The organism is Aeromonas simiae, from assembly GCF_014892695.1.
Classification (GTDB): Bacteria; Pseudomonadota; Gammaproteobacteria; order Enterobacterales; family Aeromonadaceae; genus Aeromonas; species Aeromonas simiae.
In genome coordinates this window covers 2,822,307-2,835,518 of the sequence record NZ_CP040449.1, presented here as the reverse complement: position 1 = coordinate 2,835,518, position 13,212 = coordinate 2,822,307, and the positions used below count along the sequence as shown (strand labels likewise).

Below are 13,212 nucleotides of genomic sequence, written 5' to 3'. Positions count from 1 at the left end.
CGCCTGCGCTAATGATTTAGAGGTCACTGTTGGCCGAAAAAAGTCGCGTCAACAGGCCATTTTCTTAATATGTGACAAGCAACGGGGTTAATATGCCCAGATAGGCAGCATCCCCTTGCTGCTTGGCTTGATTTGGTGAGGGCATTGCTGTAGCTATATCGAGTTAGTTTGCTGGCTGACTCACGGCTCTAATTAGGACGGGTATGCGTTATCTTATTGCCAATGCAGTGATTTATGATTCTGAGGCCGGGGTGTTGTCCGCTTACGATGACCCTGAAACGGAGGAGAAAAAACTCACCCCGACAGCCAATCGAATCCTGCGTCTGCTGATCGAGTCTTATGGCCGTGCAGTGACGCGTGAAGAGTTGTTGACCAACGTGTGGGAGTCGCAGGGGCAAACAGCCTCTAACAGCTCGCTGAACCAGTACGTGAGCATACTGCGCAAAACCTTCGCAACCTTCTCCAGTCTGGATGGGGTGATCGTCTCGGTTCCGCGTCTCGGCTTTACCATTTCAGGGAGCATCTCGGTCGAGACACTCCCTGAACAAGCTCCATCTTCTACGCCATCGCCTGTCCCGGAGCCAGCTCCCATGACGCTGACCTCGGGGCAGAGAAAGAAGAGGCGTGAGCGCCGTTGGGTGGAGAATCTGATGTTGATGGTGGCATGTAGTGTATTTGGCGTCTCACTCTATATTGCCATGCACCACAGCGATGCCCTGTATGAGAATACGATTGAATTTGGCAAACTGGATAAGTGCACCCTGTATGCTTACACCAAATTGCCGGTTGACGTCGCGCACAGGATTCAGCAGTCATTGGATGATATTTATCCTGAATTGCCTCGCAAATGCCAACAGCGAAATGCGAAGGTGATCTTTTCCGCACAGCGTATGGTTTATTATGGTGAGGAAGGGAAAATCTTTATGGCGTATTGCCCTCAGGAGGATGCGGAGTCAGTGTTTTATTGCTCAAACAAGTATTTTTATAATCGGGTGCTGAAGTGAAAATACTGATCTCATGTGTTCTCCTGATACTCTCTTTCCTCATCTATCAGCATCGTCTGGAGGGATTGGCCGAGTCGCAAGTTGACTATTTCTCTTGTGAGGGAAATATGGAGTACAACGACACCTCGCAGGAGCCGGATCTGCAATTTAGAGGGACCATCACCTTCAATATCGGGACGCAGCATCGTGGCTCCATGCTGATCAACGGCCACCTTGAGCGTAGCCAGGAGCACTACCGAGTCTTGCGGCTGCTGCACTTCTCCTACCGCCTGCCCAAGAGCAACGAATACCGGCTGACGCTCGACAAACCGGTGGTGATGGGCAAGGACAACATCCCCGATCCTCTGTTTGCCGAGGTGCTCAACCAAGCCAGCCTGCGCAACGAGATGTCGTTTTACATCAGCCCCATGGGGGAAAACGCGGTGGCCATCGGCTCGCTCTCCTCACCCATGATGGTATGCGTCTTTACCGAATAAGGCGGCGGTAGCAAGAGAAGGGGCCAGCATTACTGCTGGCCCCTTTGTCATGGTCGGGTGGTGCCTTTTAGTAGTTCGACTCGAACCAGGACTCCAGAATAAGCTGGGCCGAGACGGCGTCCACGCTCCCCTTGTCGAGCGCCCGGTAGCCGCCGCGCTCAAACAGACGGGCCTTGGCGTCGGTGGTGGTCAGCCGCTCGTCCTTGAACGCCACCGGTTTGCCGAAGCGGCCGTGCAGGCGGTTGCCGAACTTGCGGGCGCGCACCGTGATCTCCTGCTCGGTGCCATCCATATTGAGCGGCAGGCCGACGATCAGCAGATCTGGCTGCCACTCCTTGATGAGTTTTTCAATCTCGTCCCAGTTGGGGATCCCATCGTTGGCCTTGAGGGAGCAGAGCGGCGAGGCCGAGCCGGTCAGCTCCTGCCCAACGGCCACCCCTATGCTCTTGGTGCCGTAATCAAAACCCATCAGGCTGCGTGAACTCATGGTGTACCTCAGGCGTGGCCAATCTGGCTGGAAAGATGCAGGGTGTTGATGCCGATACTGGCGGCCGCCTTGCCCCAGCGCTCGTGCACCGGGGTGGCGAAGATGAGGCGCGTATCGACCGGCACGATGAGCCAGGCGCCATCGCTCAGCTCTTGTTCGAGCTGGCCGGCGCTCCAGCCGGCATAGCCCAGGGTCACCAGCCAGTGGCTGGGGGCCTCTGCGGTGCCGAGCGTCTCGAGGATATCGCGCGAGGTGGTCACCATCAGCTCATCGCTCAGGGTGAGGCTGGAGCCAAAACCCGGCCGGTGGCTGTGCAGCACAAAACCGCGATCGCTGGCCACCGGGCCGCCCTGCAACACCGGCTGCTTCAGTGGCTGGGTGGCGGGATGGTCGATCTTCACCTGCTCCAGCAGCTCATCGACCTGCATGTCGGTGGGGATGTTGATGACCAGGCCCATGGCCCCCTCGGCGTTATGCTCGCACAGGTAGACCAAGGAGCGCTCGAAGTAGGGATCCTGAAGGCTGGGCATGGCCAGCAGAAAGTGGTTTTGCAGTGTGTGCATGGTTCCGTGTCGCTTGTGCTGCGTGCTGCAAGTATGGCAGTTGCGTCGTCTCAATATTGAGGGGGCCGTGGCCCCCTTGCGTGGTCAGGCCTTGCCGAGTCTGCGCTCGATAGCGTCCATCAGCATGGCGCTGATGTGAACCGGGAAGGCGGCCTCAATCTCGCGGATGCAGGTGGGGCTGGTGACGTTAATCTCGGTCAGGCGATCGCCGATGATGTCGAGTCCGACGAAGATCAGTCCCTTGGCCTTCAGGGTCGGGCCCACCGCGCGGGCAATGGCCCAGTCCGATTCGCTCAGGGGGCGCGCCTCGCCACGGCCGCCGGCGGCTAGATTGCCGCGGGTCTCGCCCTGGGCCGGGATGCGGGCCAGGCAGTAGGGCACCGGCTCGCCGTCCACCACCAGCACCCGTTTGTCGCCCTCCTTGATGGCGGGCAGATAGGTCTGGGCCATGCAGTACTGGCTGCCGTGGGCGGTGAGGGTCTCGATGATGACGCCGACGTTGGCGTCATCTTCCTTCATGCGGAAGATGGAGGCGCCGCCCATGCCGTCCAGGGGCTTTAAGATGACATCCTTGTGCTCGGCGTGGAAGGCGCGCAGCTTGTCGGCCCGCCGGGTCACTAGCGTGGTCGGGGTGTGCTCGGCAAACCAAGCGGTGTAGAGCTTTTCGTTGGCGTCGCGCAGGCTCTGGGGCTTGTTGACGATAAGGGTGCCCTCATCCTCGGCCCGCTCCAGCATATAGGTGGCGTAGATGAACTCGGTGTCGAAGGGGGGGTCCTTGCGCATCAGGATCACGTCGAGGCTGGAGAGCGGCTGATCGACGACCTCACCCAGGGTGAACCAGTGGGCATAGTCATAGTTGACGGTCAGCGGGCGCATGGTGCCAAACGCTCGTCCGCCCTGCATGTAGAGATCCTTCATCTCCAGATAGAACAGCTCATAGCCGCGCTTTTGCGCCTCTTCGAGCATGGCGAAGCTGGAGTCTTTCTTGATGTTGATGGCCGAGATGGGGTCCATCACGATGCCGAGTTTGATGGTCATCGGAAATTCCTTCTGTGAGGGAGCCTGCCAGGGCAGGCTCCAGATATCAGGCCAGATCGCCGAAGCGGCACTGCAAGGCGGTGATGACGGTCAGTGCCGCTGTCTCGGTGCGCAGCACGCGCGGGCCGAGCAGCATCTCCTTGAAACCGTGCTCTACGGTAGCAGCAATCTCCTGCTCCGACAGCCCCCCCTCGGGGCCGATCAGCAGGCGCACCCCGTGCTCGGGGGCGGGCAGAGTGTTGATGCTGTATTCGGCGCGCGGATGGAGGTTGAGCTTGAGATCCTGCGTCTCTTCACGCATCCAGTCGGCCAGCTCCATCGGCATGCGCACCTCGGGCACCCGGCTGCGGCCACACTGCTCGCAGGCGCTGATGACGATCTTCTGCCACTGCTCGCGCTTTTTCTCAAGCCGATCGGCCGGCAGCTTGACGCCGCAGCGCTCGGAGAAGAGCGGGGTGATGGCGGTGACGCCGAGCTCCACGGCTTTTTGAATGGTGAAATCCATCTTGTCACCGCGGCTGATCACCTGACCGAGGTGGATGGCGAGCGGCGACTCCACCGGGTTGTCGCGCGCCCCGGTCACCTCCACCTCGACCCCTTTCTTGGTCACGGTGCGAATGACGGCGGGGTACTCCTGATCGCCGCCGTTGAACAACACCAGTTCGTGGCCGGGCTGCATGCGCAGCACCCGTCCGACGTGGTTGGCCGCCTCCTCGCCGAGGGGGAGGGTTAGGCCCGGGGCGAGCCGGGCCGCTTCATAGATTCGTGGAATTCGCATGCTTATTGGCACTGTCTGTCGATGAAGGGGTTGCTGTTGCCTTGCAGCTTGCTGATGCGCTGGTTGCGCTCGCATTCCCAGGCGTCGACCGGGTACTGCCGGTCCCAGGCTTCGAACAGTTTACGCTGTTGGCCTGCCAGACGCAGCCCGTACTGCTGGCTCATATAGAGGTAAGCGCGGGCTATCTGGCCACGCACCGGCCCCTTGGGCGGCTGTACCTGACGGCTCTTGAAGTCGACCAGCATCTGGCAGTGGCCATACTGGTTCGGTTTGCCATTCCAGTCGGAGAAGCCGTAGTTGGCGCGATCCCCGTTGACTTCACCGATGGCCGGGAAGAGGTTATGCATGTCCCCTTCCATGGTGTTGAACTCACCGCTCTTGCCGCAGTTCTTGCGCCCGCCCTCTTGCCAGCACTGCAACTGGTGACCGAACTCCCAGGCCGGCACCACATGCTCCCACTCGATGCGCGAGGCGCGAGCGGCCTGCTTGCGCGGCTGGTAGCCGCAGCTCTCCCAGTCGGGGGCCATCTGCTTGCCGTTGAACTTGATGTTGCAACCGCAATAGAAGGTGACGGGGTGGCTCTGGTAGAGCTTGACCAGATCCTGCTTGGCTTCACGGAAGGTCTGGGCCTGGGCACTGGCAAAGGTCAGGGCTCCGAGCACGAACAACATCAGACGGGACATGAGCATTCCTTGATTTGGGGGTAAACAACGAAGGGCGCCTACCATACCACAAGCCGGTGACATCCTCTGCCGTTAGGCGGGGATCAGCTCGGCGCGGCAGTGGCGACAGTGGTAGCGCGCCTCGCCGCGGCGAACCTTGTTGTGGCGGCGCACCGAGAGTTGGTGCTGCTGGCAGGCGCAGCGATAGGCAAAGGTGCGCTCGGCCAGTGGCGCGAGATCAAAGCGGTGGGTGACGCGCGGCTCGAGACCGAAGATCTCTTGCATCAGCGATTGCCACTGGCGGCCGTGGGGTAGCACTCGGCCCTTGCCGCGACCGGTTCCCCACAGGGCATAAACCAGCAGGTGCGCCACCTCGTGTGGCACCACCTCGGCGTGAAAGGCGGCCTGGTTGGCCTGGTAGAGAGCCGGGTTGAAGCGCAGCTCCCAGGTTTGCAGGCGGGCGCTGCCGGCGGCGCGGCCGCGCAGGTCGCAGCGGATCTGTGGGCGGGGGAAGGAGCGTCCGAGATGGGCTTCGGCCAGGGTAAAACAGGCGTCGACTCGCTCGCTCAGGGCGGCGTGCATGGTGGTGTGCATCGGCATAATGAAAAAGGGGAGCCGTGGCTCCCCTCTTTGCTTCTCAAGCCTTACAGACCGGCGGCGCTGCGCAGCAGCTCGGCCTTGTCGGTCTGCTCCCAGGGGAACTCGGGACGACCGAAGTGGCCATAGGCGGCGGTGGCCTGGTAGATGGGGCGCTTGAGATCCAGCATCTCGATAAGGCCATAGGGGCGCAGCTCGAAGTGCTCGCGCACCAGCTTGACCAGCAGCTCCTCGGCCACCTTGGCGGTACCGAAGGTCTCGACGCTGATGGAGGTGGGCTCGGCCACGCCGATGGCGTAGGAGACCTGCACTTCACAGCGGTCGGCCAGACCGGCAGCGACGATGTTCTTGGCCACGTAGCGGGCGGCGTAAGCCGCGGAGCGATCCACCTTGGAGGGATCCTTGCCGGAGAAGGCGCCACCACCGTGACGGGCCATGCCGCCGTAGGTGTCGACGATGATCTTGCGACCGGTCAGACCGCAGTCACCCATGGGGCCGCCGATAACAAAGCGGCCGGTCGGGTTGATGAAGTACTTGGTCTCCTTGGTGACCCACTCGGCCGGCAGCACCGGCTTGATGATCTCCTCGCGCACCGCTTCCACCAGATCCTTGTGGCTGATGTGCTCGGCGTGCTGGGTGGAGAGCACCACGGCGTCGATGCCGAGGATCTTACCTGCGTCGTCATAGGCGAAGGTGAGCTGGCTCTTGGCATCCGGACGCAGCCACGGCAGGGTGCCATTCTTGCGTACTTCGGCCTGGCGCTTCACCAGCAGGTGAGAATAGGTGATCGGGGCCGGCATCAGCACGTCGGTTTCATTGGTGGCGTAGCCGAACATCAATCCCTGGTCGCCCGCGCCCTGCTCGTAAGGATCGCTGCGGTCGACACCCTGGTTGATGTCGGGGGACTGCTTGCCGATGGCGTTGAGCACGGCGCAGGAGTCGGCGTCGAAGCCCATGTCGGAGTGGGTGTAGCCAATCTCGCGTACGGTGTCGCGCACCAGTTGTTCGATGTCGACCCAGGCAGAGGTGGTTACCTCACCGGCCACCATGACCATGCCGGTCTTGACCAGGGTTTCGCACGCCACGCGTGCCATGGTGTCCTGCTTCAGGATGGCGTCGAGTACCGCGTCGGAGATCTGATCCGCGATCTTGTCGGGATGGCCTTCGGAAACGGATTCGGAGGTAAACAGCTTTGCCATGATTGCCTTTGCCTGTGGTTGAGGGGACGCCGCCCGTGGCGACCTCCCCGATAAAACTGGATAAATTGTAGAGGTATCTACATCTGGACGTCTATTTTAGTGATGCCCCTGATCGAATGCCAGTACTATTTTTCCCGTTTGCCAGGAAACAACGGCGATCCTTTGGCTGCGGGGTCGCTATGCCGAACCAAGGCCCGTTTAGCAGAAAATCAATCGTTTGCGGTAGGTAGAAAAGCGATTGGCCTCCCAAAGCCGAGATCACCAGCCAGATAGTGTTTGCACCCGGCGGCCCCTGCTGGGAGAATACCGGCCTCGCCGTCTTGGGCAATCAAGTGAAGCAATCGCAGGAGATAGAGATGCCTTCTCGTAAAGAGCTTGCCAATGCCATCCGAGCATTGAGTATGGATGCTGTTCAAAAGGCCAATTCCGGTCACCCGGGGGCCCCCATGGGCATGGCAGACATCGCCGAGGTGCTGTGGCGCAGCCACCTGAAGCACAACCCGAGCAACCCGACCTGGGCCGATCGTGACCGCTTCATCCTCTCCAATGGTCACGGCTCCATGCTGCTGTACTCCCTGCTGCACCTTGCCGGCTACGACCTCTCCATCGACGATCTGAAGAATTTCCGCCAGCTGCATTCGCGCACCCCGGGCCACCCGGAGTACGGTTATGCACCGGGCGTAGAGACCACCACGGGTCCGCTGGGTCAGGGCATCACCAACGCGGTGGGCATGGCGATTGCCGAGAAGGCGCTGGCCGACCAGTTCAACCGTCCTGGCCATGACGTGGTCGATCACCACACCTATGTCTTCATGGGCGACGGCTGCCTGATGGAAGGCATCTCCCACGAAGCCTGCTCCTTGGCCGGAACCCTGGGTCTGGGCAAGCTCATCGCCTTCTGGGATGACAACGGCATCTCCATCGACGGTCACGTTGAGGGCTGGTTCACCGACGACACCGCCAAGCGCTTCGAAGCCTATGGCTGGCACGTCATCCCGGCCGTTGACGGCCACAACCCGGAGGCGATCAACGCCGCCATCGAGGCCGCCAAGGCTGAGAGCGACAAGCCGACCCTCATCTGCTGCCGCACCATCATCGGTTACGGCTCGCCGAACAAGTCCGGCTCCCACGACTGCCACGGCTCCCCGCTGGGTAACGATGAGATCAAGGCCGCCCGCGACTTCCTCGGCTGGCACCACGATCCGTTCGTGATCCCGAGCGAGATCTACGCCGAATGGGATGGCAAGGAGAAGGGCAGCAAGCTGGAATCCGATTGGGATGCCAAGTTCGCCGCTTACGCCGCTGCTCACCCCGAGCTGGCTGCCGAGTTCAAGCGCCGCGTCGCTGGCGAGCTGCCGGCCAACTGGGCTGCGGAGTCGACCAAGATCATCGAAGCCCTGCAAGCCAACCCGGCTAAGATTGCCACCCGCAAGGCCTCCCAGAATGCCCTGGAAGCCTTCGGTAAGTTGCTGCCGGAGTTCATGGGCGGCTCTGCGGATCTCGCGCCGTCCAACCTGACCATGTGGTCCGGCTCCAAGTCGCTGACCAACGATGACGCCGCCGGTAACTACATCCACTACGGTGTACGTGAGTTCGGCATGTCCGCCATCATGAACGGTATCGCCCTGCACGGTGGGTTTATCCCCTACGGCGCCACCTTCCTGATGTTCATGGAGTACGCTCGCAACGCCTTGCGCATGGCCGCCCTGATGAAGCAGCGCTCCATCTTCGTTTATACCCACGACTCCATCGGTCTGGGTGAAGATGGCCCGACTCACCAGCCGGTCGAGCAGATCGCCTCCCTGCGTCTGACCCCGAACATGAGCACCTGGCGCCCCTGTGACCAGGTGGAGTCCGCCGTGGCATGGAAGCACGCCATTGAGCGCGCCGACGGCCCGACCAGCCTCATCTTCTCCCGCCAGAACCTGGCCCAGATGGAGCGGACCCCCGAGCAGTTGGCCAACGTGGCCAAGGGTGGCTATGTGCTCAAAGATTGCGCCGGCACCCCGGAGCTGCTGCTGATCGCCACCGGCTCCGAAGTCGAGCTGGCCGTGGCCGCCTATGAGCAGCTGAGCGCCAAGGGCCGCGCCGTGCGCGTGGTCTCTCTGCCGGCCACCGACGTGTTCGACGCCCAGTCTGCCGAGTACAAGGAGTCGGTTCTGCCGTCCTCCGTCACCAAGCGTGTGGCCATCGAAGCCGGCATCGCCGACTACTGGTACAAGTACGTGGGCTTTGGCGGCAAGATCATCGGTATGACCACCTTCGGTGAGTCCGCCCCGGCCGAGCTCTTGTTCAAGGAATTCGGCTTTACCGTGGAAAACGTGGTTGCAACCGCAGAGTCCCTGTAATAGCCCCTGTAATTCTTGAAGATTGGGCCGTCTAGGCTCAATAGCCGGAACAATAAAACGCCCTCCATCGCAAGATGGGGGGCTTTTTTTATTTTAAAGAATTTATTGTGGATAGTGATGAATCATATTTTTTTAATTGTTAATATGTTTTTTTGAAATTAATTAAACACAAATAAACTATGTTTTGGATGTTTTATGTATATTAAAATTGGTAATGAGTATATGGATAGTGAATTAAATCTCTTATCAGATTTACTTTCTTTACTAGATGGTCAGATTCATGCCGTTAGGCTTTCCATGTTGAGATCTATTCCTCCTGAATCAGAAGGTTTGGCTGATCGTGGTGAGTATTTTGTTGGTGTTGGTTTTGCTGCAATACAACAATATTTGAATGATACTCTTACTCTCACTGGAGTGATAAAGAGACAAGCTTTTGATATTGGTCCGCGTTACTCTATGGAATTTTCATTCATCTCAGTGGTTAATGCTGCTGCAAATTGGTGGAAGCACTCATCCGAGTGGGTAGGTGAGGGTAAAAATAATAGTAAATTGGCAATGAATACTCAGCGAATTGTGATTGATATTTCTGATTCAGAAGACTATCCACTGAGCAATGTTCTATCTATGTTGTTGGGTACAACAGATATCACTCTTAGTGCATTATTGCCAAATATTATTTTATGGCGTTCAGCTATAGATAAGGAGAAAAAATGAGCTCTCATAGTAAACTGGATGCGATAGGGAGAAATCAATCTGCCTATATGTTAGAAACAGCATCAGATTATCTACGTGCTGCCAAGGTAATTTGGTTGCAACCAAATTTACAGTCTGTTGCTATGGTCAATGCTGCAATTGCGATAGAGATAATATTGAAGAGTTTTCTATCTCAACCCACTAATAACATGCGTAAAGGTACTGTTGGTGAACAGTATGAGATAAAGAAAAAAGTCCATCTCTTTAATGATATAGCGGCAAGAATTGACAGAGATATATATGACAAATTGAATTTCTCCCGTTATTGTTCGTTTTTTGAAAAGAATAAGGCTTTATTTGTTGAAAGTCGTTATCCTTATGAGCCATCATCTCGAGGTAGTTTTAATGATGAGGCAATACATGTTGGTATTGAGATATTCAATGCCACCATGAGATGGTATAAGGAAACCGGTAATGAGGACCCTTGGGTAAAAGCATATCCCGATGTGGCGGGTGGTCCTGTTTAATATATGCAACGTTCTTTAATTTGATGTCATAAAAATAATGCCCCATATGTTACATAAAAAGAGACCGGCTGATAGCCGGTCTTTAAAACAAACCTTATACCTGCGGCGGGGTGCTTTCCGCATTGGATATCACCGCATCCATCTGCACCAGGGCGCCGGCGGGCAATGCGCTTACGCCAATCACGGTGCGGGCGGGCAGATAGTCCGGGAAATAACGGGTATAGACGGCATCCACCTTCGCCAGATCCGCGCTATCGGCGAGCAGGATATTAACCTTGACGATATCGTCCATCACGTGGCCGATGCTCTCACTTTTCCCTCCCATCTTGCATGCGGCCAAGGTGAGGGGGTCTCGCTTTGCCCATGCCGACCTCTCTCTTCATCGCGACGCGGCAGGCCCATTTGATACCGCGACATGGCGCTTTATCGACTCTTTTTTGCATTTTGCACATAGATAAGAGAAATGGGATTGAGCCGGGCGCGTTGGCAGCGCAGAATTGTCCTTATGCCAACTTCAAGGATTCCCACCGTGTCGCAAGCCAACCCCCGCATCCTGCTGGTCGAAGATACCCTGAGTCTGGCCGTGGTCTATCGCCAGTCTTTACTGCAAGCCGGCTATGAGGTGACCATGGTGCACTGCGGTCAGGACGCGCTGGCCGTGCTGGAGAGCCAGCCCATTCACCTGATCCTGCTCGATCTGGAATTGCCGGATATGGACGGCATGGAGATCCTCAAGTTGGTGACCGAGCAGCAGCTTCCCTGCGCCGTGGTGGTGATCACCGCCCACGGCTCGGCCGACACGGCGGTCGAGGCGATGCGGCTGGGGGCCTTTGACTTCCTGACCAAACCGTTTGACGGCAAGCGGTTGTGCGCCACCGCCCACAATGCCTTGCAGCATCAGCAGTTGAGCTCGCTGGTAGCCCACTATCGCGAGAACTTTGAGCGCCAGAGCTTCGCCGGTTTTATCGGCGCCTCGATGCCGATGCAGGCGGTTTATCGCATCATCGAGAGCGCGGCGCCGAGCAAGGCGACCGTCTTCATCACAGGGGAGAGCGGCACCGGCAAGGAGGTGTGCGCCGAGGCCATCCACCAGAGCAGCCCGCGCCGCGAGGGGCCTTTTGTGGCCCTCAACTGCGCTGCGATTCCCCACGATCTGATGGAGAGCGAGATCTTCGGTCACATGAAGGGGGCCTTCACCGGGGCGGTGAGCGATCGCAAGGGGGCGGCCAGTCTGGCTGACGGCGGAACCCTGTTTCTCGACGAGATCTGCGAGATGGATCTCGAGCTGCAAAGTAAGTTGCTGCGTTTCATTCAAACCGGCAGTTTCCAGAAGGTGGGGAGCGGCAAGACCGAGACGGTGGACGTGCGCTTTGTCTGCGCCACCAACCGTGACCCGCTGGTCGAGGTGAAAGCGGGGCGTTTTCGCGAGGATCTCTACTACCGCCTGCACGTGATCCCGCTGACCCTGCCGCCCCTGCGCGAACGCGGGGAAGATATCCTGCTGCTGGCGCGCGAGCTACTACAGCGTTACGCCAAGGAGGAGGGGCGCCGGTTTGTCGACTTCACCCCGGAGACAGCCCGGGTGCTGCTCGATTATCCCTGGCCCGGCAATGTGCGCGAGCTGCAAAACGTCATCCGCAATACCGTGGTGCTCAACGATGGCGAGCGGGTCGAGCCGTCGATGCTGCCGCCCCCTTTAAGTGGCGCCCCCCGCGCCGTGGCGCCGCTTAGCGAGGGGCCCACCGCTTCGCCGGTGAGTGCTGAGCCTCGCCCGGTGCGCCCGCTTTGGATCGTTGAGAAAGAGGCCATCGAACACGCCATCGATGAGTGCGATGGCAACATCCCGAAAGCGGCGGCCCTGCTTGAGATCAGCCCGTCGACCATCTACCGCAAGAAGCTGGCGTGGGAGGAGTCTGGGCGCGCCTAACCCGTCAGCCCCTCACAACTTAGCGAGGCGTTTGAGGCGAGCCAGCCGCTCTGGCTCGTCACTGGCCAGCGCTTCGCTGCGCGAGAGTAAAAACCAGGCCCTGGCAAAAAACTCCTCGGCTCCCAGCTCCGGATCTTGGCGCAGCCGTGCCAGCTCGCCTAGCTCCTCAAACAGATAGCCATCGGCCGCCTCGCCGGCTTGCTCCATCGCCTCCTTGAGGGCCAGTTGCATGGCCCATGCCGGCTCAATGGCGCCTTGCTCACGCAGGATGCGTCCCACGCTCCAGCGCGCGCGAAAGGCCTGTCGCTGCCGACCGTGCGCCTCGTACCAGCCGAGGCTCTTGCGTTGCAGAGCCAGCGCTTCGTCGAGGCGCCCCAAGTCAAACAGGCTCCAAGCCAGATGGCTCCACAGGCTGGGTAGCCAGCGCTGGGCCTCTTCACGCTGACTACGCTCGGCCAAGGCGATGGCTCGCTGGTGCCAGCGCAGCGCATCGACGCTGGGGAGGGTGATGGCCAGCATGTGGGCCGCATCGATGGCAAGCGGCTCTTCGTGTTGGCGCAGCCCCTCCTGCCACGCCTGCTCGAAGCAGGGCTGGGCCTCGGCGCGGCGACCGGCGGAGTTGAAGGTGCGGCCCCGCTCGAGCAGATAACGCAGGCGGGCGCGTGGGGTGGCCTCGGTGAGGTGTTGCTCCACCTCATCGAGCAGGGCGTGAGCCTGACTGAACTGGTGGCGCAGTGTGTGGGTGCGCGCTAGCTGGGTCTTGAGTTCGAGCAGCGTCTGCCGATCGCCGCTGGCCTCCAGATGAGGCAACAGGGCGAGGAAACGCTCGGCGCTGGCGGCGGGTTGGTCATAGTCCCAGCAGGCCATGAAGTCGGATGTGCCGTTCATTGAAGGCTCCGGAGTGGGCGAGGTG

At 59.3% G+C, this 13,212-nt stretch carries 14 protein-coding genes and 1 pseudogene; 6 read left to right on the top strand and 9 right to left on the bottom strand.

Annotated features, from left to right (window positions below; genetic code table 11):
- Positions 1–203 precede the first annotated feature (203 nt).
- A complete protein-coding gene (locus FE240_RS13395) occupies positions 204–1,004 on the top strand; it encodes a winged helix-turn-helix domain-containing protein (RefSeq protein WP_193001603.1) in 801 nt (266 codons plus the stop codon).
- Positions 1,005–1,111: 107 nt separating this feature from the next.
- Positions 1,112–1,480 carry a FidL-like protein gene (locus FE240_RS13390; RefSeq protein WP_042046486.1) on the top strand — a complete coding sequence of 123 codons (369 nt, stop codon included), beginning with the start codon at positions 1,112–1,114 and terminating at the stop codon, positions 1,478–1,480.
- A 67-nt stretch (positions 1,481–1,547) separates the two neighbouring features.
- Here the strand turns inward: FE240_RS13390 and ruvX are convergent, their stop codons facing one another.
- From ruvX to metK, 7 genes are all read right to left on the bottom strand, one after another.
- Positions 1,548–1,967, bottom strand: coding sequence for a Holliday junction resolvase RuvX (gene ruvX / locus FE240_RS13385; protein WP_193001601.1), 420 nt, complete (start codon positions 1,965–1,967; stop codon positions 1,548–1,550).
- 8 nt (positions 1,968–1,975) lie between these two features.
- A complete protein-coding gene (locus tag FE240_RS13380) occupies positions 1,976–2,530 on the bottom strand; it encodes a YqgE/AlgH family protein (RefSeq protein WP_193001599.1) in 555 nt (184 codons plus the stop codon).
- 84 nt (positions 2,531–2,614) lie between these two features.
- Positions 2,615–3,568 (bottom strand): glutathione synthase, encoded by a 954-nt coding sequence (gene gshB / locus FE240_RS13375; protein ID WP_042046482.1) that lies wholly within the window; start codon positions 3,566–3,568, stop codon positions 2,615–2,617.
- A 46-nt stretch (positions 3,569–3,614) separates the two neighbouring features.
- The gene (gene rsmE / locus FE240_RS13370; RefSeq protein WP_193001597.1) at positions 3,615–4,346 is read right to left on the bottom strand and encodes a 16S rRNA (uracil(1498)-N(3))-methyltransferase; all 732 of its coding nucleotides are present in this window, start codon (positions 4,344–4,346) and stop codon (positions 3,615–3,617) included.
- Between the two features lie 2 nt (positions 4,347–4,348).
- The gene (locus FE240_RS13365; RefSeq protein ID WP_302342577.1) at positions 4,349–5,029 is read right to left on the bottom strand and encodes an endonuclease; all 681 of its coding nucleotides are present in this window, start codon (positions 5,027–5,029) and stop codon (positions 4,349–4,351) included.
- Positions 5,030–5,101: 72 nt separating this feature from the next.
- Complete coding sequence (locus FE240_RS13360) at positions 5,102–5,608, bottom strand: SprT family zinc-dependent metalloprotease (RefSeq protein ID WP_226798824.1); 507 nt, start codon at positions 5,606–5,608, stop codon at positions 5,102–5,104.
- A gap of 44 nt (positions 5,609–5,652) precedes the next feature.
- Positions 5,653–6,804, bottom strand: a complete 1,152-nt coding sequence (gene metK, locus FE240_RS13355) for a methionine adenosyltransferase (RefSeq protein ID WP_193001593.1) — start codon at positions 6,802–6,804, stop codon at positions 5,653–5,655.
- 356 nt (positions 6,805–7,160) lie between these two features.
- Between metK and tkt the strand changes: the two genes are divergently transcribed.
- The 3 genes from tkt to FE240_RS13340 all read left to right on the top strand — a co-directional run bounded on the left by tkt (position 7,161) and on the right by FE240_RS13340 (position 10,372).
- On the top strand, positions 7,161–9,152 hold the full coding sequence (gene tkt, locus FE240_RS13350) for a transketolase (RefSeq protein ID WP_193001591.1): 1,992 nt from the start codon (positions 7,161–7,163) through the stop codon (positions 9,150–9,152).
- A gap of 195 nt (positions 9,153–9,347) precedes the next feature.
- Positions 9,348–9,866: a hypothetical protein gene (locus tag FE240_RS13345; RefSeq protein ID WP_193001589.1), complete on the top strand. Its 519-nt coding sequence runs from the start codon at positions 9,348–9,350 to the stop codon at positions 9,864–9,866.
- Positions 9,863–10,372 (top strand): hypothetical protein, encoded by a 510-nt coding sequence (locus FE240_RS13340; protein WP_193001587.1) that lies wholly within the window; start codon positions 9,863–9,865, stop codon positions 10,370–10,372. The genes FE240_RS13345 and FE240_RS13340 overlap by 4 nt, the downstream gene beginning before the upstream one ends.
- Before the next feature lie 94 nt (positions 10,373–10,466).
- On the opposite strand, the pseudogene FE240_RS13335 reads toward FE240_RS13340, so the two are convergent.
- Positions 10,467–10,682, bottom strand: a pseudogene (locus FE240_RS13335) (RidA family protein); the annotation flags it as partial.
- Between the two features lie 219 nt (positions 10,683–10,901).
- On the opposite strand from FE240_RS13335, the gene FE240_RS13330 reads away from it, so the two are divergent.
- Complete coding sequence (locus tag FE240_RS13330; RefSeq protein ID WP_193001585.1) at positions 10,902–12,299, top strand: sigma-54-dependent transcriptional regulator; 1,398 nt, start codon at positions 10,902–10,904, stop codon at positions 12,297–12,299.
- 12 nt (positions 12,300–12,311) lie between these two features.
- Here FE240_RS13330 and FE240_RS13325 read toward each other — a convergent pair whose 3' ends face one another.
- Positions 12,312–13,187, bottom strand: coding sequence for a tetratricopeptide repeat protein (locus FE240_RS13325; RefSeq protein ID WP_193001583.1), 876 nt, complete (start codon positions 13,185–13,187; stop codon positions 12,312–12,314).
- Positions 13,188–13,212: the final 25 nt, after the last annotated feature.

Bases quoted from the DNA above. Each gene is read 5' to 3' on its own strand.
- FE240_RS13395 (WP_193001603.1), top strand. From the start codon at position 204: ATGCGTTATCTTATTGCCAATGCAGTGATTTATGATTCTGAGGCCGGG.
- FE240_RS13390 (WP_042046486.1), top strand. From the start codon at position 1,112: ATGGAGTACAACGACACCTCGCAGGAGCCGGATCTGCAATTTAGAGGG.
- ruvX (WP_193001601.1), bottom strand. From the start codon at position 1,967: ATGAGTTCACGCAGCCTGATGGGTTTTGATTACGGCACCAAGAGCATA.
- FE240_RS13380 (WP_193001599.1), bottom strand. From the start codon at position 2,530: ATGCACACACTGCAAAACCACTTTCTGCTGGCCATGCCCAGCCTTCAG.
- gshB (WP_042046482.1), bottom strand. From the start codon at position 3,568: ATGACCATCAAACTCGGCATCGTGATGGACCCCATCTCGGCCATCAAC.
- rsmE (WP_193001597.1), bottom strand. From the start codon at position 4,346: ATGCGAATTCCACGAATCTATGAAGCGGCCCGGCTCGCCCCGGGCCTA.
- FE240_RS13365 (WP_302342577.1), bottom strand. From the start codon at position 5,029: ATGTCCCGTCTGATGTTGTTCGTGCTCGGAGCCCTGACCTTTGCCAGT.
- FE240_RS13360 (WP_226798824.1), bottom strand. From the start codon at position 5,608: ATGCCGATGCACACCACCATGCACGCCGCCCTGAGCGAGCGAGTCGAC.
- metK (WP_193001593.1), bottom strand. From the start codon at position 6,804: ATGGCAAAGCTGTTTACCTCCGAATCCGTTTCCGAAGGCCATCCCGAC.
- tkt (WP_193001591.1), top strand. From the start codon at position 7,161: ATGCCTTCTCGTAAAGAGCTTGCCAATGCCATCCGAGCATTGAGTATG.
- FE240_RS13345 (WP_193001589.1), top strand. From the start codon at position 9,348: ATGTATATTAAAATTGGTAATGAGTATATGGATAGTGAATTAAATCTC.
- FE240_RS13340 (WP_193001587.1), top strand. From the start codon at position 9,863: ATGAGCTCTCATAGTAAACTGGATGCGATAGGGAGAAATCAATCTGCC.
- FE240_RS13325 (WP_193001583.1), bottom strand. From the start codon at position 13,187: ATGAACGGCACATCCGACTTCATGGCCTGCTGGGACTATGACCAACCC.